The following is a 21,425-nucleotide window of genomic DNA, read 5'->3' on the forward strand; positions in this document are numbered from 1 at the left end:
GCGAGAGAGAGATGCTGGCGGCGCTCAGAAGCGGCTGCGCAGCGTGAACGTGTAGCGCATCATTCGCGGGTCGACCGAAGCGTTCACCGTCCCTGTGGGGCTCAGCGGCGGCGCCACATCGGTGGCGTTGATCAGGCCCAGGGAGATGCGCGTGTCGCCCATCAGCTTGGCGATCAGGCCGTCCTTGTCGTGCCAGCGGCCGTTGCCGTAGTCGTACCAGACGTTGGCATTCCAGGTCGTGGTGCCCGGGTAGTCAACGATGGGCGGGAACAGGCTGACTGGGAAGCCGCTCTGGCGGATGCCGGTGACGCTGACGCCGGCGCCCTGGTGAGCCCAGGCCATGCTGACCACCGCACGGCGCGGCTGCAGGCGAGCGTTGGTGTAGGGGCTCGGCGCCGCGGCGGGCGTGGCCACCACCTCGAGCTTGTCGGTGCGCGTCATGCGGCCGTTCAGCGAGAACTCGCCCACGTTCGTCCGGATCACGTAGCGCAGCGAGTAGTCATAGCCCGAGGCCTGGTACTTGGCGATGTTGCGCGAGGTGAAGTCGACGCCGGTGATCTTGCCTGCCGTGTAGCCGGCGGCGGCATCCTCGGGCGTCAGCGCGGCCCGCGTGTAGGCGTCGGGGAAGTACAGCATGTACTCCTGGCGGCTCAGCGTACCCACGCGATCCAGGATCTTGGAGCGCCAGCGGTCCACCGAGAACGACAGACCCTTGGTCGCCTCGAACGGCGACTCGATCTGGATGCCGGCGTTGTAGTGCACCGACTGCTCGGGCTTCAGGTTCGGGTTGCCGCCCAGCGTGGTGGCAATGAGGCCGGTGTAAGGCTCGTTCTTGCGGTACAGGTCGATCAGCGAGCTTGAGCCGGTGGCTGGCACCGTCTGGTTGGTGACGTAGCGGGGCCGCGTGATGTCGATCAGGTAGGGCACGCGGAAGGCTTCGTTGCGCGAACCGCGCAGCGACATCCACGACACCGGCTTGTACTGCCCGCCGAGCAACTTCTTGTTGGCGGAGCCGAAGTCGTTGTAGCTGTCGCGGCGCAGCGCACCGCTGATCGACAGGCTGTGCACCAGCGGGATGCGCAGGCTGCTCTTGGGCGAGAGCAGCGGCACCGAAGTCTCGAGGTAGCTCGAGTTGGTGATGCGGTCCTGCTTGGGCTCGGCGGCTTGCGTGGTGTCGATGCCCGTGCTGTCGGTCACGTTGGTGAACTTCACCGAGTCCACGCGGCGCTCCACGCCCACGGCCAGGTTGATCGGGCCGGCGTCGAGCTGCCAGGCCGGGCCGTCCAGGCTGAAGCTGTACATGCGCGTGATCGGCGTGTCGTATCTCTCGTCCTTGTAGTAGGCCGACTCCAGCACACCGGCGGCATTCGGCGCCGAGCCTTCCTTGCCGATCAGCGAGTAGCTGTCGTGCAGCAGCACCGGCGGCGTGCTGCCCGCGATCAGCGCATTCATGCGCGGCGCATAGAACTGGAAGACGCCTTCGGGCAGCGATGGTTTGCTGCGCGCATCGCTGAGGTTCAGGCGGTAGCGCCAGTCCTTGGCCAGGTCGCCGCGCAGGCCGATCGAGGTCGACTGCTGCTCGTAGGTGTAGTGGCGGGCGGGCGTGCCCAGCTCCCACATGTACTTGTAGACGCGGATCGGCACGCCGAACGGGTTCCCCTGGTAGCCGGCGGGCAGCGTGTAGCCACTCAGCTGCACCGGATCGCTCGGCGCCTGCGATTCGTTCTTGGACCACATCAGGTCGACGTAGGCCTGGGCCCAGGGCGCGAACTCGTACTCGGCATGCGCCGAGGCCGCGCTGCGCTTGTACTCGTTGACCGCGTTCAGGTACTTGCCGGCGTCATAGCGGGCCGTGGCCGGTGCGTTCAGGTAGTCGGCGATGGTGGCCGTCTTGCCATTGGCACCGGTCGGGATGTAGGCCGTGGTCTTGCCGATGCCGGGCAGGTTGCCCGTGACGGCCTGCACATAGCCGCCCATCGGCAGGTTGTTGGCCGTGCCGTCGGAGCCGCCGAGCCAGCGGCGGTCGTCGGTGGCCAGCCATTCGCGGTCGCGCAGGGCCAGGGCGTTCTGGGTCTCGACCGAGACCGAGCCGCGCGCCGAGAACTTGTCCTTGCGGAACGCATGCGAGATGCCGAGGCGGTTGTTCGCCGCGTCGGTGTCCATGGTGTTGTCCAGCGCGTACTCGATCTCGGTGCCGCGATAGCGCTTGCGCGTGATGATGTTGACCACACCGCCCACGGCATCGGCACCATAGATCGCGCTGCCACCGCCGAGCAGCACTTCCACGCGCTCGATGGCCGACATCGGGATGCCGGTAGCCTCGTAGGCCTCGGCCACGGTGCGCGAGCCGGTGCGCGGCAGGCGCAGACCATCGACGAGGATCAGGGCGTTGCCCTGGCCCAGGCCGCGCAGGTTGAACAGCAGGCGGCCATCTGGAGCGCCGCGCGAGCTGTTGCCGTCGAAGCTGGCAGAGGCGCCCACAGAGAGCTGCGGAATCAGGTTGCGCAGCTCAGCGAGCGTGGTGACGCCGGAGCGCTCGATGTCCTGGCGGGTCAGCACCTCGACCTGGTTGATGCCCTGCTCGCCGACGATGGAGCGCAGGTGCGAGCCGGTGACTTCGACCGGCGCAATGATCTCGACCTTGCGCACCACGAACTCGCCGGAGTTCATGTTCTGGCCGAGCGAGAGCTTGGTGTTGCGCAGCATCTCCTGCATGGCCTGCATGAAGCTGAAGTCGCCGTTGATGCGATTGGTGCGGATGCCCCGCAGGTCTTCATCCTTGAACTTGACCTTGACCCCCGCCAGCTCGGCGGCCTTGTTGATGGTGTCGGCAGCATCGCCGGCGGCCAGGTCGAACCTAAGAACGCGCACCGCCGCCGAGGCGGCGACGGGAGCTGCTTTTGGGCCTGAGTCGGCCTCCGATTCGGCGCCATCGGCCGCCGCGCTGGCGCCGCCGGAACCGGTCTGCGCACCCGAGGCACGTGGTGCCGGTGCGGCAACCTGGCGCAGCGTGGCGGCATTGGGGCCGGTGTCGACGATCTGCAGGCCACTGCCATCCAGCATGCGCGTCAGTGCCTCGCGGGCACTCATGCTGCCGCTGACCGGCTTGCTGTTGACGCCGCGCACCAGCTCGGGCGCATAGAGCAGCTGGAAGTTGTGCTGCTTGACGAAGACCTGCAGCGCCTGGGCGGCGGGCTGGGCGGGAATCTCGACGGGCCGCACTTCGGTGGCGGCTTGCTGGGCCTGGGCATGCACTTGGGCCGTCAGCACGAGGGCTGCAAACGCAAGCGGATGGCTGGCGAATCTTTTGCTTCGCGACACAGGGACTCTCCTGGGGCTTTACGGTTGATCTTGTTTTGGCGACGTCCGGGACAAGGGATACGACGCGCCAGGCAAGACCTCCCCCCACAAGGAAAACCCTAGGGATTCGGCGAATGCGGAGATTCAGTGGTTGCGGCTGACCACCCAGCGACCGTCCTGCTGGCGCACCTTGAGGCCGAAGCCCTGCTCCAGGCTGCGCAGGAACACGGCCACGTCGGTGGTGGCGAAGGCGCCCGAGATGCGCATCTGCTGCAGGCCGGGGTCGGCCGCCAGTTCGATGGGCTCGGTGCTGTAGCGGTTGACCTCTTCCAGCGCGGCGGCGAGGCTGGTGTCATCGAAGACGATGCGGCCCTGCTGCCAGGCCAGCTTGCGCTCCAGCTCGGCGCTGGAGGCCAGCGAGAGCCGCGTCTGCTCGGCCTGGTCCAGCGCGACCTGGCCCACGCCGAGGCGCACCGGCGGCGTCCCCGGCTTCTCCAGCTCGACCACGCCTTCGTAGACCGTCACTTCGACCGCGCCATTGGCATGGCGCTGCACCAGGAAGCGCGTGCCCACGGCACGCACGACGGTGCTGCCGACCAGCACCTCGAAGGGTCGGGTCTTGTCCTTGGCCACCTCGAACAGGCCGACGCCGCGCTCCAGCGTGACGCGGCGGTGCGCCTCGCCATAGGCCACGGCCAGCGAGGAGGCGGCATTGAGCGTGGTGCGCGAGCCATCCGGCAGCAGGGCCGAATGCTGCTCGCCCACGCCGGTGTGGTGGGCGGCCATATAGGCAGCGGCGTCGCCATCCGGGCGGGCCAGGAAGAGGGCGAGGGCCGCCACGCCGGCAGCCAGGGCAGCACCGCCCCAGGCCCAACGCGGCGACACGCGACGCTGGCGGCTGGCAGCGGTGGCGGTGGAGGCCGGCGCAAAGCGCGCCTGGCTGGCGGCGGCCCAGATCAGCGCATGCTCGTCCAGCAAGCGGGCATGGCCGCTGTCTTCAGCCAGCCAGTCTTTCAACTGCTGGCGCTCGGTGCTGCTCAGGTCGCCCGCGTCAATGCGCGCGATCCAGCGGCGCGCCTCGTCGGCGGCGTTCGTGCCGCCGCCTCTTTCAAAATCCAGCACCTTGGCTTGCATCAGCGGACTTCCTTGCGTTGCAGACCATCGTGTTCGGCCATGGCTTCATGGCACAGCTGCAGCGCGCGGGTGATGTGGCGCTCCACCGTCTTCGGAGAAATATCCAGCTGCCGGGCGATCTCGGCATGCGAGAGATTGTCGATCTTGCGCAGACGGAACACCTCCAGGCATTTGGGCGCCATCCTTTCCATCGCGGCCTCCACAGCCGCCACCCGCTGGCGGTTCTGCAGCAGCGCTTCCACGCTGGGGCCTGTGTCTTCAACGCGCAAGTCGTCCCAATCCCCCACAGCGTCGGTGGCCCGCGAGATGCGTTTGCGCAATTCGCTCAGCGCCAGGTTGCGCGCCACGGTGTAGAGCAAGGCCTCGCTGACCGGCGTCTGCTCGCCGAGCTCGGCGGCATAGACGCGCAGAAAAGCCTCCTGCGAGACCTCGGCCGCCTCGTCCGCATTGCCGAGCAGGCGCTGGACGTAACGTTCCAGCGCCTTGCGGCGTGCGCGGTAGATGTCGAGGAGGCTCATGGGGCGGCGACTATATGCCAAGCCCCCGACGAAAGGCGAGCGCGGTACGCGGTGCGCGCATCCTGGGGGTCATGCGCCAGTAGCACCGCTGAGTTCACGATGCAGCCAGGCTCGCGCCAGGCTCCAGTCGCGCTTGACCGTGGCCAGCGAGATGGCGAGCGCCTCGGCGATCTCTTCGTTCTCCAGCCCGCCGAAGAAGCGCAGCTCCACGATCTTGGCCGCACGCGGGTCGACCTGCTCCAGCGCCAGCAAGGCCTCGTGCACGGCCACCAGGTCGCGGTCCGGCGGCAGGGCCAGCTGGTCCAGGCCCGAGAGCGTCAGCGGCACCAGCTCGGCGGCCCGCTTGTCGGCACGGCGCGCCAGCTCATGGTTGACCAGGATGCGCCGCATCATCAGCGAGGCCACGGCCAGGAAATGGCTGCGGTTGCGCCACTGCGTGCGGCTCTGTTCGGCCAGACGGAACCAGGCCTCGTGCGACAGCACGGTGGGCGAGAAGGTGTGGGCGCCGAACTCGCGGCGCAGGTGGGAGCGCGCAAGCCGGCGCAGCTCTTCATAGAGCAGCGCGAACAGCTGGTTGCCCACGCCGGGCGCGTCGGCCGGCTGGGCGCTGAGCCATTGGGTCAGCGCGGCCAGGTCCGGACCCGGCTGCTGATCTTCTGCCTGCATGAAGTCTCCCCCCCATTTGAATGTCGCTCGATGAGCCTTCTGCCGGTGCGGCGCTGCGTATGCCAGGGAGACCCCCTTTTCACGCACCCGAAAGGCTTCGCCATGATCACCCGCAAGGCACCCGCCCCCAAGACCCTGGCCCCGCTGGCCATCCTACTCGGCAGCACCCTGCTCAGCGCCTGTGGCGGCGGCGATCCATCCCCCGACCCGGTGGTGCCGCCCAGCTCGGCTCCGTCACCGGCGCCTTCCCCGGCACCCGCCCCAACTCCCGCTCCATCACCGGCTCCTGCACCTGCCCCGACTCCTGCACCTGCACCTGCACCTGCACCCACGCCTGCACCTGCACCCAGCCCCACACCCGCGCCGGCTCCTGCCCCCAGCAGCGCAAGCTGCGGAACGCTGAAGGAGCTGAGCTTTGCCGCCCTGTCGGCCCATGACGGCAGCTATGCGGCCCGGGTCTTCTCCAGCAGTGGCAGCGAGCTGGGCGGTGCCACGCTGGTGCTGTCGGGCGGCGTGCTGAGCTACACGCCGGGCGCCGGTCTGAGCGGCGCGAGCGCCGCCAGCGCCGTGGTTGCCAAGGTCTGCCAGAACACCGATGCCAGCGGCAATGCCATCGGCGTGGTGGCGGTGATCGATGCCGAGCGCCATGTCGACTTCTTCGCTCCCGCCTTCAGCGGGCTCTACATGTCTGGCGTCGACCTGGGCTCGGCAACCACTTCGGGACGCTACATGCAGAGCACCACGCCCAAGAGCGCCGCGCCGTCACCGGCGCCGGCCCCCAGTCCCTCCGGGGGCGGCAGCGGCGGCGAATGCGCGCCACTGGTGGCCAGGGCGGGCGACTCGGTCACCTACCGCCAGACGTCGAACAGCGCCGGCAGCGCGCCCTACACGGTCAAGTACGACTTCTCGAACGGCAGCTACAAGGGCCAGGCGGCCATCGTGGGCCTGCTCACGCTCAGCGGCGCTACAGCGGCATCGACCGGCCTGGCCAACATCTACCTCGACCCGGTCACCGGTGCGGCCCTGGGCCAGGACACCACCACGGCCGGCGCCGGCGACACCATCACCACCTACGAGCCGGCCGACTGGCAGGCCCGCCTGGCCAATGCCGGCGTCGTGGCCGGGGGCAGCGGCAAGATCAATGTCACAGCCACCCTCACCGGCAAGAGCGTGACCGACGGCTTTGCCTCGCTGGGCGGGGCCACGGCCCTCGTCATCAAGTACGAGTTCGCCATCAACCGTGATGCCAACGAGACGGTCACGGTGCCGGCCGGCAGCTTTGCGAGCAGCTGCAAGTTCCGCGTCGAGTTCGTGCTGAAGGACTTCCAGGTGCTGGGTCCAGCGGCCTCCAGCCCGCTGCTCACGGTGATGCTGCCCGTCCTGCAGTCCAGCTTCGTCGTGCCCACCCAGGTGACGCTGTGGAGCAGCAACGCCGTGCCGTTCATGCTGCCCAAGAGCGTGACCGTCAGCACGCTGCCGGCGCCCACCGGCGCGGTGACCACGACGCAGGAGTTGATTGCGGTCACGAAGGCAGCGCGCTGATGAAGCCTGTTCAGGGGGTCAGGGCTTGCCTGGCCCGCCCCTGCCCCTGCACACTGAACACATGACTGCTGCTGCCGACTGGACCGCGCTGAAGCGCCTCTTCGATGCCGCGCTCGCACTGCCGGCCGCCGAGCGCGAGGCCTGGGTGCGTGACTGTGGCGCCTCGCCGGAACTGCAGGCCGAGCTGCTCTCGCTGCTGGCCCACAGCACCGGCGGCGGCAGCGACGATCCCGGCTTTCTGGCCGGTCCGGCCGCCGCGGCCGGCCTCAGCGGCGAGCGGCTTGGAGCCTGGCTCTTGATCGAGCCGCTCGGCAGCGGTGGCATGGGCGAGGTCTGGCGCGCGCGCCGCGCCGACGGTGCCTACGAAGGCGAGGCGGCAGTCAAGCTGCTCAAGCGCGGCATGGACTCGGCGGCCGTGCTGCAGCGTTTCGCCCAGGAGCGGCAGGCGCTGGCGCGGCTGGCCCATCCCCACATCGCCCGACTCTTCGATGCCGGCCTGAGCCCGCAGGGCCTGCCCTTCTTCGTGATGGAGAAGGTCGACGGCCAGGCCATCGACAAGGCCTGCGAGGGCCTGACAGTCGAGCAGCGGCTGCGGCTGTTCCTGCAGCTGACCGAGGCCGTGGCCCATGCGCACCGCCACCTGCTGGTGCACCGCGACCTGAAGCCCGGCAATGTGCTGGTCACGCCCGAGGGCCAGGTCAAGCTGCTGGACTTCGGCATCGCCAAGGCCCTGGACCCGCTGGAAGATGCGGGCCAGGCCTGGCAGACCCAGGCCGGCCAGCGCCCTTTCACGCCGACGCATGCCAGCCCCGAGCAGGTGCGCGGCGAACCGGTCTCCACGGCCACCGACATCTATTCGCTCGGCGTGCTGCTCTACCAGCTGCTGACCGGCCAACGCCCCTACGGCCGTGCGGCCCGCACGCCGGCCGAGATGGCCGAGGCGGTGCTGAACGAGGCGCCCACCCGGCCCTCCAGCCTGCCGCCGGGCGAAGGCCCGGACGCGCAGGCCTGGCTGGCCACCCGGCAGCGGCTGCGCGGAGACCTGGACAACATCCTGCTGAAGGCACTCGAGAAGGAGCCGGCGCGGCGCTACCCCAGCGTCGAGCAGCTGGCCGCAGACGTGCAGGCCTACCTGGACGGCAGGCCGGTGAGCGCCCATGCGGCCGGTGCCGGCTATCTGCTGAAGAAGTTCGTGCGCCGCCACCGGCTGCCGGTGGCGCTGGCCTCGCTGGCGGTGCTGGCCCTGACGGGCGGCATGGCGGCCACCGCCTGGCAGGCCCATGCGGCGCGCCTGGCGCGCGACGAGGCGCGCGCGCAGCTGGCCGCCGTCAAGCACATCACCCGCGAGCTGGTGTTTCGCTACGGCGACACGACCACCACCCTGCCCGGCGGCCCGCAGGCCCAGGAAGCCATGCTGCGCCAGACGCTGGACCAGCTCGAAGCGCTGGCGCGGCAGGCCCCGCAGGACGCCGACCTGCAGGCCCTGATCGCCTCGACCCTGGGCCGCATCGCCGAGCTGCAAGGCAACCAGACGCAGGCCGCGCCGGAGCGCGTGCCTGAAGCACTCGCCACGGTGCAGCGCGCGCTGGCCGTGGCCGAGCCGCTGTGGGGCACGCCCGCGCAGGACTGGCGCTTTGCGCTGTGGCATGTGCGCACGCTGGCCATCCAGGCCCAGCTGCTGCGCGCCACCGGCAAGCCTGAGCAAGGCGTGACGGCGCTTGGCAAGGCCCTGGCGCGAACCGGCGAAGCCCTGCGTGACGAGGCCAGCGTGGTCGCGCGGGCCCATCTGATCGCGGCCCGCGCCAACGCCACCTTGCTGATGGCCCAGCTGCATGACCAGGTCTCCGTGGCCAGCCTCAACCAGCCGCAGCAGGCGCTGCACTACTACGCGCTGGCCGAGGCCGACCTGCGCAGCATGCTGGACGACAAGGCCCTGCTGGCCGAAATCGAACGCACGGCCGTGCCCGGCGACCCGGCCACCGATGTCTACCTGCGCCACCAGATCGGCACCATCCTCGGCGGCCGTGCGCTGGTGCAGCTGCGGCTCGAAGACCTGGCCGCGATGCGGCGCGAGGCCGAGGCCGCACTGGCCATGCGCCGCGCCAACGTCGCGGCCGAGCCACGCAACGCGACCTGGCGCGACGGCCTGATGGTCGAGTCCAACACGCTGGCGATTGCGCTGATCCGCCTGGGCGAGGCCGCGCCAGCCCTGGAGGCTGCGCAACTCAGCTGGGACACCGCCGCGCAGCTGGCGCGTGAGCAAGGCCCGAGCAGCAAATGGGCCGGCGTGCCGCCCTTCCTGGCGCCGCAGTACGGCCGCGCGCTGGCGCTCAACGGGCGGCATGCGCAGGCCATCCCGGTGTTCGACCTGGGCATCAACCACTGGGGCGCCGTGCTGGCCCAGGGCGAGAACCCGAATGCGCAGCGCCGCAAGGCCTGGCTCGAGGTGCAGCGCGCCCGCTCGATGCAGGCACTCGGGCAGGGCCCGGCAGCCGTGCGCCTCGCGGAGCAGGCACTGGCCGCGCTGCAAGCGCTGCAGGCCCACCCGGCCCAGGGCCGCGATGCGCTGCTGGCGGTGGCCGAGGCTCAGCTCCTGCTGGTGGCGCTGCAGCCGGCCCGCTCAGTCGAGCGGCGAGCGGCCGCCCGCGTGGCGCTGGAGGCTGCCGCCGCACTGCGGCCCCTGGGCAGCGACCACCGGGCCTGGCTGGAGTCGCTGGCAGAGGCCGCTCATTCGAAGGGGTAGCGGACTCCCACCTGGGCGCGGAGGCGATCCATCCAGTTCAGCAAGGCCCGACTTTCCGCATGCGGCATGCGCGGGCTCTCGACCAGGCCGGCACGGACGCAAGCCATGCTCTCCTCGATCTCGCCCTCGAAGCCATTGATGCGGAACGGCGCTTCCACGCGCTGCACCGGCTCGCCCGTGCGCTGCAGCTCCAGCACTGTGGCCTGAGAGAAGCTCTGCGGCAGGCTGATGCGGCCACGGGTTCCCAGAATCTGCAGGCCATTGACCGACACCGCATCGAAGCTACAGACGAACTGCGACGCCAGGCCCTCGAAGTACAGGCTGGCGCTGAGCTGGCGGTCGACGCCGGTGGGCGCCAGATCGGCCTGCGCGGTGATGCGCTCGGGCTCGGGGCAGGCACCCAGCGCCTGCTCCAGGATGAAGCGGGTGGCCGCCAGGTTGTAGATGCCGATGTCCAGCAGCGCGCCGCCGGCCAGCTCGGGCGCGAACAAGCGGCTCGCCGGGTCGTAGGGTGCCGGGAAGCAGAAGCTCGACTGGATGCCGCGCAGCTCACCGATCGCGCCTTCGCGCAGCCATCGCCCCAGCAGTTCATAGGCGGGCAGGAAGCGCGTCCACAGCGCCTCCATCAGAAACACGCCGCGCTCGCGTGCCAGCGCAAAGAGCGGTTCGGCCTGTGCCAGGCTGGGCACCAGCGGCTTTTCGCAGAGCACCGGCTTGCCGGCCAGCAGGCAGGCACGAACCGCCTCGCCATGCTGGGCATGGGGCGTGGCGATGTAGACGGCATCGACGGCCGGATCGGCCAGCAGCTCCTCCAAAGACCGACACGCGGCTTCCGGCCTGGCCCAGCGCGTGGCAAAGGCGAGCGCCTTGGCCGGGTCGCGGGCATGGACCCGCGCGATGCGGGCCTCGGGCAGGGCCTGCACCGCCTCGGCAAAGCGCTGGGCGATGCGACCCGGACCGATCACGGCCCAGCCGAAATCCCCGGCTTCGCTCACAGCTTGCGGGTCATGCTGCTGCCGCCTTCGCCGACCGAGGTGAACAGGCCAACCAGGCGGCCCAGCGGGAATCCTTGCAGCATCTTGTTTCCTCCGTGAAGCGCCTTCGGCGCGGGGGCATTGTCACCGTAAGATCGCCGCCATGCCTCTAGATGCTGCCACCGAGTTGCGCCGCCACATCCGCACCGTGCCGGACTGGCCGGTGCCGGGCGTGCAGTTCCGCGACATCACGCCGCTGCTGGCCGATGCGGCCGCCTTCCGGCTGATGATCGAAACCCTGGCCCAGCGCTACGAGGCCGCGAAGCCGGCGCTGGTCGCCGGGCTGGAGGCGCGCGGTTTCATCATCGGCGCGGCCCTGGCCCAGCGCCTCGGTGTGGGCTTCGTGCCCATCCGCAAGAAGGGCAAGCTGCCTTTCGAATGCATAGAGGAAAGCTACCTGCTGGAATACGGCAGCGCCACGGTGGAGCTGCATGTGGACGCGGTGCAGCCGGGCCAGGGCGTGCTGCTGGTCGACGACCTGATGGCCAGCGGCGGCACCATGGGCGCCGGCGCCCAGCTCTTGCAGCGCCTGGGTGCCGAGGTGCTGGAATGCGCGGTGGTGATCGACCTGCCGGCGCTGCGCGGCTCGCAGCGCTTGCGCGAGGCCGGCCTGCCGGTGTTCGCCCTGCTCAGCTACGGGCTCGATGAATAGCCCGCGCCGCCGGCGGCTGCTGGCCGGCCTGGCCTCGGTGCCGCTGCTGCCGCTGCTGCCACTGCTGCCGCTGCTGCCGCTGGCCGGCTGTGATTCGCGCAGCAAGGCCGAGCGCCAGATCGACGCCGACTGGCACCGCCGCGCCGCGCTGGACGGCCATCTCGCCCACTGGCTGGCCCATGCGCCCAATCCCAATGGCAGCTTCCGCATCAACTTCGGCCGCGACTGGCGTGCCAAGGACGACCAGCGCCTCGAGCTGACGCTGCAGGGCCGCATGATTTACGCGATGGCCACCGGCTACGAGCTGAGCCAGGACCAGCGCTACCTGCAGGCCGCGCTGAAGGGCGGCGAGTTCTTGCTGAAGCACTTCGCCGACCCGCAGCATGGCGGCTTCTTCCACCTGCTCTCGCCCGAGGGCCAGGTACTGAGCGATGCCAAGCGCAGCTACGGCCATGCCTTCGCGCTGTTTGCGCTGGCCCACCTGTACCGCATCACGCAGGACGCTCGCTGGCAGGAGGCCGCGCTGAAGGCCTGGCACGACATCGAGCAGGGCCTGGCCGACCCGGCCGGCGGCTTCCATGCCCAGACCTCGCGCAGCTTCGTGCAGGGGCCGCGCGGCACACCCAGCCAGAACCCCTTGATGCACATGTTCGAGGCGCAGCTGGCCTTGCTGGAGGCCACCGGCGACGTGGCCGTGCGCAATGGCGCGCGGCGCCTGGGCGACTTCATCGTCTACCGGCTGATGCAGGGCCAGGCCGACGGCACGGCCAGCATCCCCGAGTGGTACGACGCACAGTGGCGGCCGCTGGCCACCAAGCAGGCCGGCGGCTATACCGACATCGGCCACCAGTTCGAATGGAGCCACCTGCTGCTGAGCGCCCACGGCCTCGGGGTCTCGCCGCTCTACGCGGCCGTCAGCGAACGCCTGCTCGACTTCGCGCTGAAGCAGGGCTATGACGAAATCGACGGCGGCGCGATCAACCAGGTCTATCCGGACGCCCCCCCCTGGAAAGGCAAGGGCTGGTGGCAGCAGGCCGAGTGCCTGCATGCCCTGATCCAGGCCGCCAGCGGCAGCGGCCGCAACGAGCTGTGGCGGCGCTACGACCAGACGCTGCAGCTGGTCCGGGCCGAACTGATCGACACCGAGCAGGGCGGCTGGCGGCCGGCCCTGTGCCGGCGCGGCGGCTGCGACGATGTGCAGCCCGACCCGTATCACATGCTGTCCATGCACATGGCAGCCTTGCGGGCGGCAGGAATCGGTACCGCCGGCCGCTGAGGACGGAGGACAATCGCGCCATGGCCAAACCGATTCCCCGCCTCAGCCCGGACGAGATCCAGCGCATCATCAAGACCGCCTTCGCCGACCGTCCGCCCTATCAACGCGTGTTCATGGAGCATGGCCTCGGCCAGGGCGAGCTGGTGCAGCTGATGAAACGTGAGCTCACGCCCAGCGCCTACAAGACCTGGGCCGCCCAGGGCAAGGCCGTCAAGCCGGCCAAAGTGAAATCCACCTTCCCGCACGGCCGCTGAGCAAGCCATGCCTACGAAGCTGCGCCTGAAGCTCGCCGTGCTGCTGCCCGGCCTGCTCTGCGCGTCGCTGCTGCAGGCCGCGCCCAAGCCGCCGGCCGAGGGCACGGCCACCTGGTGCAGCTTCGACCTGCCGCCCATGTACATCGTCACCGGCCCCGAGGCCGGCAAGGGCAGCGTGCAGGAGCATGTGCGCTTCCTGCAAAGCAAGCTGCCGCAGTACGAGCACAAGACCCAGCTCTCCAGCATCCCCCGCCTGATCAAGGACATGCGCGAACAGCAGTTGGTCTGCGCCGGCATGCAGCGCAATGAGGAGCGCGAGCAGTCCATGCTGTTCTCGCTGCCCTTCTACACCACCCACCCGCCGGCCCTGATCACGCTGCGCAGCCGCCTCGCGCGCATCAAGCCCTACCTGAATGCCCAGGGCGAGGTACAGCTGGCTGAGCTGATCAACAACGGCGAGCTGAACCTGGGCCTGACGGCCGGCCGCTCCTATGGCGCCACGCTGGACACCGAGCTGGCCCGCCACCTGAACGACCCGCATGTGCAGGTGCGCACAGTCGCAGAGCGGCTCTCGGAGGGGCTGGTCAGCATGATGAAGCTGGGCCGGCTGGACTACACCATCGCCTATGAGAGCGAGCGCCGCCTGTTCCTCGAACAGCTGGGCAGCCACAGCGGCGACGAGCTGGTGCAACTGCCCATCGCCGGCCTGCCACGCCGGATCCCGATCTACATCGTCGCGCCCAAGACCGAGTGGGGGCAGCGCTTCATCCAGCACATCAATGCCCTGCTGGTGCGCTACTGGGACGACCCACAGTTCCGCGGCCCCGTGCTGCGCATCAAGGATGAGGCGCAGCGGCAACGGATGCTGAACGACCTGCGCGAGCTCAGGCCTGGCAAACGCGCACAGCCTTGATTGCTGCGCCCCGGGAGGCCCGGCAAAAACCCCGGGTATACCCAAGGACGCGATGCGAAAACCAGCATCGAGAGGTCCAAAAATGTGATTAGCCCTGGATCAATGGGCTGCCTAGCATCCGCTCCCAACAAGAACAAGCGCTGCCCCGGCCTGCCGCCGACACAGCCAGCTTGCCCCGACGGACTGCCCCCAAAAACGATCCAGGAGACAAGATGAAGAAGACCGCATTCGTGTTGCGCAGCACCGCTGCCGCCGCCATGACCTTGGGACTTGCGATTGCCGCCAGCGCCCAGGAAGCCAAACCCGCCGAGCCTCAGCAGCTGGAAGGCGTGATCATCACCGGCGCCCGCAAGTCGGCCGAGAGCGCGCAAATCATCAAGATGAAGTCCGACCAGGTGGTCGACTCCATCGTCGCCGACGACATCGGCAAGTTCCCCGACAAGAACGTGGCCGAGATACTCGGCCGTGTCACCGGCGTGCAGATCCAGCGCGGCAACGGCGAAGCCGGCAGCGTGATCGTGCGCGGCCTGGGCGGCATCGTGACCCTCTTGAACGGCCGCGAGTTCTTCTCCGATTCGGGCCGCAGCCTCTATCTGGCCGATGTGCCGGCCACCATGCTGCAGCGCCTGGACGTCTACAAGACCCAGGGCGCCGACCTGCCCGAGGGCGGCACCGCCGGCGTGATCGACGTGCGCACCAACCGGCCCTTCGACTTCAAGGACTCGCAGGTGGTCATCAATGGCCGCCTGGAGCACCGCGACAAGGCCAAGGCCGACAACCCCGACCTGAGCGGCATGGCCTCGAACCGCTGGAAGACCGACCAGGGCGAGTTCGGCGCGCTGGTGGGCCTGTCGTACCAGAAGGGCACGTATCACGACGAGCGCGCCTGGGTCGGCGACCCGGTGACTTTCAACTACGGCGGCAAGAGCATCCTCGGCGCCGATGCCATGGGCCGCGTGCTCGACCTCGGTGACCGCAAGCGCCTGGCCGGCAACCTGGCCCTGCAGTGGAAGCCGAACGCCGACATGGAGTTCTTCCTGGAAGGCTTTGCCACCAAGATCGACCACCGCTTCCAGCAGTCCTTCCTGGTGGCCGGCATCCCGGTCTACGAGCCCACGTCGGTGATCACCACCAAGCCGGGCACGAACAATCTCGACACGGTCACCAACACCAACTACCCGGGCTGGGGCTTCACCTCGACCCAGGCCAAGCACGACGAAGCCTCGAACAACCAGTTCGCGCTGGGCGGCCACTGGGATGTGAGCGACCGCCTGCGCGTGAGCAGCGAGCTCGCACACACCAAGAGCCGGATCGACTGGGTCAACCGCATCCTCGACACCGGCTACAGCCCGACCAACACCATCGGCAAGGTGCAGGACGGCGGCGGCTACATCGACTACCCGACGCTGGACCTGACCAAGGCCACGAACTTCCGCATCAACGGCGGCGTGGACGTGCGCGGCGAGCGCAGCGGCGACTCGACCGACTGGCGCGCCGACGCGGTCTATGAAGTGGCCGGCAACAGCTTCTTCAAGGAATTCAGCACCGGCGTGCGCCTGGCCAAGCGCCATGCCATGGCGGTGAACACCAGCATGCCCTGGACGACCAGCTTCTCGGCCGTGGGCCAGCAGGTGTCGAACTTCCCAGGCATCTATTCGGTGTCGCCGGCCACCTGGGGCAACTTCGGCGTCAAGCAGTATGTGTACGCCGACCGCGAATGGCTGCTCGACAACGGCGAGGCCTTCCGCAAGATGCTGACCGGCAGCACGGCGCTGACCGCCTACGACCCGATGACCTTGTTCGACGACGAGGAGAAGACCAGCGCCGTGTACGGCAAGACCAAGTTCGGCTTCAACGCGGGCGGCGTGCCCGTCAGCGGCGTGGCCGGCCTGCGCCTGGTGCGCACGCAGCAGCACCTGATGGGCAACTCGCGCAACGCCGCCACCAATGTGATCACGCCGGTGGATGTGGACACCTCGCGCAGCGACGCACTGCCGAGCCTGGCGCTGAAGGCCGAATTCAGCCCGAAGCTGATCGGCCGCCTGGTGCTGGGCAAGGCCATCGAGCGCCCGAACTTCGTCGACTACAACCCGGGCGTCACCTACACGCCGCCCGGCGGTGGCGTGACCTTCGGTAGCGCCTCCGGCGGCAACCCCAACCTGAAGCCGACCGAATCCAAGAACATCGACGTGGCGCTGGAGTACTACTTTGCCCGTACCGGCTCGCTGACGGCCACCGTCTTCGAGCACAAGTTCAAGAACCGCGTGGTGATCGACTCCGGCCAGACGACGATCAACGGCGTGCGCTACAACACCAGCCAGCCGATCAACCTGAACAAGGCGAATCTCGGTGGCTACGAGCTGAGCTACCGCCAGTTCTACGACTGGCTGCCGGGCATGCTCAGCGGCCTCGGCATGGAAGCCAACTTCACCTACATGAGCGGCAAGCAGACCGACAAGAACGGTCTGGAGAGCACCTTCCTCGGCCAGTCGAAGCGGGCCATCAACCTGGTCGCCTTGTACGAGAAGAATGATGTGTATGGCCGCCTGGCCTACAACTGGCGCTCGAAGTTCCTGGCCGAGTACCCGTACCGCACCACGGGCCGTGAACTCTGGGTCGCACCGCTGTCCACGCTCGATGCCTCGGCCGGCTACACGATCAACAAGAACCTGACCGTCTCGCTGGACGTCACGAACCTGCTGAACCAGGCCTATCACGACTACTTCGACAAGAACCCGGCGATGGTGCGTGACGTGCGCTACTACGACCGCACCTACGGCATCTCCGTGCGCTGGAAGATGTAAGAGGACTCTGGATCGCTGAACTGTCGATCCGGCGGGGCGTTGCGCGGCGAAACCCGGCAACGCCCTTTTTGTTTCTCCTCTTCCAGAGCTTCTTCGATGAGCCAGCTTCTGAAGCCGCTGATCCTGCAGCGCGCCGACCCGCACATCTCGCGCCATGCGGATGGCCACTACTACATGACCGCCTCGGTGCCGCAGTACGACCGCATCGAATTGCGTCGTGCATCGACCATCGAAGGCCTGGTTGATGCGCCGCTGATTGACATCTGGCGCAAGCCCGACACGGGCCCGTACTCCGAGCTGATCTGGGCGCCCGAGCTGCATTTCAATCAGGGCGCCTGGTACGTCTACTTCGCGGCGGCACCGACCCGCGCGATCAAGGACGGCTTGTTCCAGCACCGCATGTATGCCATCCGCTGCCGCGACGCAGATCCATTGACCGGCCGATGGGAATTCCTCGGCCAGGTCGACACCGGCATCGATACCTTCTGCCTCGATGCCACCACCTTCACGCAGCGGGGCCAGCTCTACTACCTGTGGGCGCAGAAGGACCCGGCCATCGCGGGCAACTCCAACCTCTACATCGCGCCCATGAAGACGCCCTGGCAGCTGGCCGGCCCGCCGGTCATGCTCAGCAGGCCGGAGTTCGATTGGGAATGCCGCGGATTCCTGGTCAACGAAGGGCCCTCCGTCCTGCAAAGCCACGGCAAGGTCTTCATCAGCTACTCGGCCAGCGCGACGGACGAGAGCTACGCGATGGGCTTGCTGTGGGCCGATGAGGATGCCGACCTGCTCGACCCGAAGCGCTGGCAGAAGTCGCCAACGCCGGTGATGAGCACCTGCCACGAGCACGGCGTCTACGGCCCCGGTCATAACAGCTTCACCACAGGCGCCAGCGAAGAAGAAGTGCTGCTGGTCTATCACGCCCGCACCTACACCGAGATCGAGGGCGACCCGCTGTGGAACCCGGACCGGCACACCTTCATCAAGCCGATGCGCTGGAGCGAGGACGGCATGCCGGTGTTTGGCAAGGCCTCGCTGGCCGAGTGAATCGGGGCCAAACACGCAGCCGATTGAGCGAACAGCGGCCGGTATGTCGATAACGATATCAAGCGGCCGCAGGAATTGATTGGATTGCAATTTCGAGCTTGCCTAGCATGGCCCGAAGGCATCACGAGAGCACCTACCCCATGACGATCAGTGACGACAAGAAGAAGCAGGTCAAGCTGCGCTCCGCCGAGTGGTTCGGCACGCAGGACAAGAACGGATTCATGTACCGCAGCTGGATGAAGAACCAGGGCATCCCGGACCATGAGTTCCAGGGCAAGCCGGTGATCGGCATCTGCAACACCTGGTCGGAACTGACCCCCTGCAACGCCCACTTCAGGAAGCTGGCCGAGCATGTGCGGCGCGGCATCATCGAGGCGGGTGGCTTCCCGGTCGAGTTCCCGGTGTTCTCCAACGGCGAATCCAACCTGCGGCCCTCGGCCATGCTGACGCGCAACCTCGCGAGCATGGACGTGGAGGAGTCGATCCGCGGCAACCCGATGGATGCCGTGGTGCTGCTGGTCGGCTGCGACAAGACCACGCCTGCCCTCCTGATGGGCGCGGCCAGCGTGGACGTGCCGGCCATCGTCGTCACCGGCGGGCCCATGCTCAACGGCAAGCTGAAGGGCAAGAACATCGGCTCGGGCACCGTCGTCTGGCAACTGCATGAGCAGGTCAAGGCCGGCGAGATCTCCATGCACGACTTCATGGCCGCCGAGGCCGGCCATTCGCGCTCGGCCGGCACCTGCAACACCATGGGCACGGCGTCCACGATGGCCTGCATGGCCGAGGCGTTGGGCACCTCGCTGCCGCACAACGCGGCCATTCCTGCCGTGGATTCTCGCCGTTATGTGCTGGCGCATCTGTCAGGCATGCGAATCGTCGAGATGGTCTGGGAACAGCTCACGCTGTCCAAGGTGCTGACCAAAGAGGCCTTCGAGAACGCGATCCGCGTCAACGCGGCCATCGGCGGTTCCACCAATGCCGTGATCCACCTGAAGGCCATTGCTGGCCGCATCGGCGTGGACCTGGAGCTGGAAGACTGGACCCGCATCGGCAAGGGCACGCCCACGCTCGTCGACCTGCTGCCTTCGGGCCGCTTCCTGATGGAAGAGTTCTATTACGCCGGCGGCCTGCCGGCGGTGATCCGCCGCCTGGGCGAGAACAACCTGCTCGTCCACAAGGACGCGCTGACCGTCAACGGCAAGACGCTGTGGCAGAACTGCCATGACGCGCCGATCTATGACGACGAGGTGATCCGCCCCATCGAGAAGCCGCTGATCGAAGACGGCGGCATCTGCATCCTGCGCGGCAACCTGGCGCCCCGCGGCGCCGTGCTCAAGCCCTCGGCCGCCACGCCCGAACTGATGAAGCACCGCGGCCGCGCCGTGGTGTTCGAGGACTTCGACCACTACAAGGCGCGCATTGGCGACCCCGATCTCGAGGTCGATGCCGCCTCGGTGCTGGTGATGAAGAACTGCGGCCCCAAGGGCTACCCCGGCATGGCCGAGGTCGGGAACATGGGTCTGCCGCCCAAGCTGCTGGCGGCCGGCGTGAAGGACATGGTGCGCATCTCCGACGCACGGATGAGCGGAACGGCCTACGGCACCGTGGTCTTGCACGTGGCGCCGGAAGCGCGTGCCGGCGGCCCGCTGGCCGTGGTGCAGGACGGCGACTGGATCGAGCTCGACTGCGCCGCCAACCGCCTGCACCTGGACATCAGCGATGCCGAGATGGAGCGCCGCCTGGCCGAGTGGGAAGCCAGGCAGACCGTCGACCCGATGGATGCCAGCGGCTATCGCCAGCTCTATGTGAAGCATGTCTTGCAGGCCGATGAAGGCTGCGACTTCGACTTCCTGCGCGGCAAGCGCGGCTCGGCGGTTCCCCGCCACTCCCATTGAATTCCTGAGGATTCCCCAGTGAGCAACAGCATCCAGGGCGAAGCCCTGATCGGCGGCCGGGCCGTCATCGGCGCAGGCGCCACCTTCAAGGCCTTCGACCCGAATCTGGAACTGGCCATCGAGCCGGAGTTCCGTGCGGTCAACGCAGCGCAAGTGGCCGAGGCCTGTGACCTGGCCGGCCAGGCGTTTGATTCCTTCCGTGCGACGACCGACGAGCAGCGCGCCGACTTCCTCGAACAGATCGCTGCGCAGATCGGGGCACTGGGCGACGAGCTGATCGTGCGTGCCATGGCCGAGAGCGGCCTGCCGCGCGCGCGCCTCGAAGGCGAGCGCGGCCGCACCGTCAATCAACTGAAGCTGTTCGCGGAGTTGCTGCGCGAAGGTTCGTGGCAGGACGCGCGCATCGACAGCGCCCTGCCGCAACGCCAACCACCGCGGCCCGACTTGCGGCTGCGCTTCATCGGCGTGGGGCCGGTGGCGGTGTTCGGCGCGAGCAATTTCCCCCTGGCGTTTTCTGTTGCAGGCGGCGACACCGCAGCTGCACTGGCGGCGGGTTGCCCGGTCGTTGTGAAGGCGCATTCGGCGCACCCAGGAACGTCGGAGCTGGTGGGCCGCGCGGTGGTCGAGGCGGTGCGCCGCTGCGAACTGCATCCCGGCACGTTTGCCCTGCTCAGCGGCAGTGGCCACGGCATCGGCGAGACGCTGGTCAAGCATCCGGCCATCCAGGCCGTGGGCTTCACCGGCTCGCGCAGCGGCGGCCTCGCGCTGATGGCGGCGGCGGCCTCGCGCCCGCAACCGATTCCGGTCTATGCGGAGATGAGCAGCATCAACCCGGTCGTGCTCCTGCCCGGCGCCCTGGCCGCGCGCGGTGCCGAGATTGCGGCGGGCTTTGCGACATCGCTGACGATGGGCGTGGGCCAGTTCTGCACCAACCCGGGCCTGTTGCTCGGTCTCGCGGGCAAGGAGTTCGATGCGTTTGCCTCCGCTGCAGCCGAGGCGCTGAAGCCACTGCCGGCAGCAACGATGCTGACCGCTGGCATCGCCCAGGCCTATCAACGCGGCGAAGACACGCTGGCTTCGCAGGACGCTGTCACTTCGCTCGTGCGAGGCGAGTCGGCCGGCTGCAAGGGTGCACCGAGCCTGTTCACGGTCAGCGGCGATGCCTTTCTCGCCAACACGCATGCGCTTTCCGCCGAGATCTTCGGCCCGGCGTCCTTGCTCGTGGCCTGCCGCGACCTCGACCAACTCTTGCAGATCATCGAAGGCCTCGAAGGCCAGCTCACCGCCACCCTGCAATTGCAGGAAGACAGCGAGAGCGACCTCGCCGCCGCGCGCCGCCTCTTACCGGCGCTGGAGCGCAAGGTCGGCCGCATCCTCGCCAATGGCTTCCCGACGGGCGTCGAGGTGTCCACCGCCATGGTCCATGGCGGGCCCTTCCCGGCCACCTCGGACGGCCGCAGCAGCTCGGTGGGCACGGCCGCGATCCAGCGCTTCCTGCGCCCGGTGTCGTACCAGAACCTGCCGCGCGCGCTGCTGCCGGAGGTGCTGCGCGAGCCGAACGAGCGCGGTGTCTGGCGGCGCCGCGACGGCACGCTGACACGCAACTGATGCGTTGAGCGGCCTGCACAAGACAACAACGGAGAC

The 21,425-nt window shown here is 68.4% G+C and carries 15 protein-coding genes; 10 read left to right on the forward strand and 5 right to left on the reverse strand.

Annotation, left to right across the window (positions count from 1 at the left end):
- Positions 1 to 24: 24 nt before the first annotated feature.
- The 4 genes from J7U46_RS21305 to J7U46_RS21320 form a co-directional block, all read right to left on the reverse strand.
- On the reverse strand, positions 25 to 3,270 hold the full coding sequence (locus J7U46_RS21305; protein ID WP_282829235.1) for a TonB-dependent receptor: 3,246 nt from the start codon (positions 3,268 to 3,270) through the stop codon (positions 25 to 27).
- A gap of 174 nt (positions 3,271 to 3,444) precedes the next feature.
- The gene (locus J7U46_RS21310; protein ID WP_282829236.1) at positions 3,445 to 4,434 is read right to left on the reverse strand and encodes a FecR domain-containing protein; all 990 of its coding nucleotides are present in this window, start codon (positions 4,432 to 4,434) and stop codon (positions 3,445 to 3,447) included.
- The gene (locus J7U46_RS21315) at positions 4,434 to 4,952 is read right to left on the reverse strand and encodes an RNA polymerase sigma factor (RefSeq protein ID WP_282829237.1); all 519 of its coding nucleotides are present in this window, start codon (positions 4,950 to 4,952) and stop codon (positions 4,434 to 4,436) included. Before J7U46_RS21315 ends, J7U46_RS21310 begins: the two co-directional genes overlap by 1 nt.
- 69 nt (positions 4,953 to 5,021) lie before the next feature.
- Positions 5,022 to 5,618, reverse strand: coding sequence for an ECF-type sigma factor (locus J7U46_RS21320; RefSeq protein WP_282829238.1), 597 nt, complete (start codon positions 5,616 to 5,618; stop codon positions 5,022 to 5,024).
- 102 nt (positions 5,619 to 5,720) lie between these two features.
- On the opposite strand from J7U46_RS21320, the gene J7U46_RS21325 reads away from it, so the two are divergent.
- Positions 5,721 to 7,160, forward strand: coding sequence for a hypothetical protein (locus J7U46_RS21325; protein ID WP_282829239.1), 1,440 nt, complete (start codon positions 5,721 to 5,723; stop codon positions 7,158 to 7,160).
- Positions 7,161 to 7,221: 61 nt separating this feature from the next.
- Positions 7,222 to 9,903, forward strand: a complete 2,682-nt coding sequence (locus J7U46_RS21330; RefSeq protein WP_282829240.1) for a serine/threonine-protein kinase — start codon at positions 7,222 to 7,224, stop codon at positions 9,901 to 9,903.
- Here the strand turns inward: J7U46_RS21330 and J7U46_RS21335 are convergent.
- Entirely contained in the window at positions 9,888 to 10,898 is a 1,011-nt protein-coding gene (locus J7U46_RS21335) for a Gfo/Idh/MocA family oxidoreductase (RefSeq protein WP_282829241.1), read from the reverse strand. The two genes, J7U46_RS21330 and J7U46_RS21335, sit on opposite strands and share 16 nt — an antisense overlap.
- A 142-nt stretch (positions 10,899 to 11,040) precedes the next feature.
- Here J7U46_RS21335 and J7U46_RS21340 point away from each other — a divergent pair, with 142 nt between their 5' ends.
- From J7U46_RS21340 to J7U46_RS21375, 8 genes are all read left to right on the forward strand, one after another.
- Entirely contained in the window at positions 11,041 to 11,589 is a 549-nt protein-coding gene (locus J7U46_RS21340) for an adenine phosphoribosyltransferase (RefSeq protein WP_282829242.1), read from the forward strand.
- The gene (locus J7U46_RS21345) at positions 11,582 to 12,865 is read left to right on the forward strand and encodes an AGE family epimerase/isomerase (RefSeq protein ID WP_282829243.1); all 1,284 of its coding nucleotides are present in this window, start codon (positions 11,582 to 11,584) and stop codon (positions 12,863 to 12,865) included. Before J7U46_RS21340 ends, J7U46_RS21345 begins: the two co-directional genes overlap by 8 nt.
- A 20-nt stretch (positions 12,866 to 12,885) precedes the next feature.
- A complete protein-coding gene (locus J7U46_RS21350) occupies positions 12,886 to 13,119 on the forward strand; it encodes a DUF2805 domain-containing protein (RefSeq protein WP_282829244.1) in 234 nt (77 codons plus the stop codon).
- A gap of 7 nt (positions 13,120 to 13,126) precedes the next feature.
- Positions 13,127 to 14,032, forward strand: coding sequence for a TIGR02285 family protein (locus tag J7U46_RS21355; RefSeq protein ID WP_282829245.1), 906 nt, complete (start codon positions 13,127 to 13,129; stop codon positions 14,030 to 14,032).
- A 212-nt stretch (positions 14,033 to 14,244) separates the two neighbouring features.
- Complete coding sequence (locus tag J7U46_RS21360) at positions 14,245 to 16,836, forward strand: TonB-dependent receptor (RefSeq protein ID WP_282829246.1); 2,592 nt, start codon at positions 14,245 to 14,247, stop codon at positions 16,834 to 16,836.
- A gap of 96 nt (positions 16,837 to 16,932) precedes the next feature.
- Complete coding sequence (locus J7U46_RS21365) at positions 16,933 to 17,883, forward strand: glycoside hydrolase family 43 protein (RefSeq protein WP_282829247.1); 951 nt, start codon at positions 16,933 to 16,935, stop codon at positions 17,881 to 17,883.
- A gap of 140 nt (positions 17,884 to 18,023) precedes the next feature.
- Positions 18,024 to 19,781, forward strand: coding sequence for an IlvD/Edd family dehydratase (locus J7U46_RS21370; protein ID WP_282829248.1), 1,758 nt, complete (start codon positions 18,024 to 18,026; stop codon positions 19,779 to 19,781).
- 18 nt (positions 19,782 to 19,799) lie between these two features.
- Positions 19,800 to 21,389: an aldehyde dehydrogenase (NADP(+)) gene (locus tag J7U46_RS21375; protein ID WP_282829249.1), complete on the forward strand. Its 1,590-nt coding sequence runs from the start codon at positions 19,800 to 19,802 to the stop codon at positions 21,387 to 21,389.
- The last annotated feature ends 36 nt before the right edge of the window (positions 21,390 to 21,425 follow it).

The organism is Pelomonas sp. V22, from assembly GCF_030014915.1.
Taxonomy (GTDB): domain Bacteria; phylum Pseudomonadota; class Gammaproteobacteria; order Burkholderiales; family Burkholderiaceae_C; genus JAUASW01.

Coding starts and splice junctions, on each gene's coding strand:
- J7U46_RS21310 (WP_282829236.1), bottom strand. CDS start 4,434: ATGCAAGCCAAGGTGCTGGATTTTGAAAGAGGCGGCGGCACGAACGCC.
- J7U46_RS21315 (WP_282829237.1), bottom strand. CDS start 4,952: ATGAGCCTCCTCGACATCTACCGCGCACGCCGCAAGGCGCTGGAACGT.
- J7U46_RS21320 (WP_282829238.1), bottom strand. CDS start 5,618: ATGCAGGCAGAAGATCAGCAGCCGGGTCCGGACCTGGCCGCGCTGACC.
- J7U46_RS21325 (WP_282829239.1), top strand. CDS start 5,721: ATGATCACCCGCAAGGCACCCGCCCCCAAGACCCTGGCCCCGCTGGCC.
- J7U46_RS21330 (WP_282829240.1), top strand. CDS start 7,222: ATGACTGCTGCTGCCGACTGGACCGCGCTGAAGCGCCTCTTCGATGCC.
- J7U46_RS21340 (WP_282829242.1), top strand. CDS start 11,041: ATGCCTCTAGATGCTGCCACCGAGTTGCGCCGCCACATCCGCACCGTG.
- J7U46_RS21345 (WP_282829243.1), top strand. CDS start 11,582: ATGAATAGCCCGCGCCGCCGGCGGCTGCTGGCCGGCCTGGCCTCGGTG.
- J7U46_RS21350 (WP_282829244.1), top strand. CDS start 12,886: ATGGCCAAACCGATTCCCCGCCTCAGCCCGGACGAGATCCAGCGCATC.
- J7U46_RS21355 (WP_282829245.1), top strand. CDS start 13,127: ATGCCTACGAAGCTGCGCCTGAAGCTCGCCGTGCTGCTGCCCGGCCTG.
- J7U46_RS21360 (WP_282829246.1), top strand. CDS start 14,245: ATGAAGAAGACCGCATTCGTGTTGCGCAGCACCGCTGCCGCCGCCATG.
- J7U46_RS21365 (WP_282829247.1), top strand. CDS start 16,933: ATGAGCCAGCTTCTGAAGCCGCTGATCCTGCAGCGCGCCGACCCGCAC.
- J7U46_RS21370 (WP_282829248.1), top strand. CDS start 18,024: ATGACGATCAGTGACGACAAGAAGAAGCAGGTCAAGCTGCGCTCCGCC.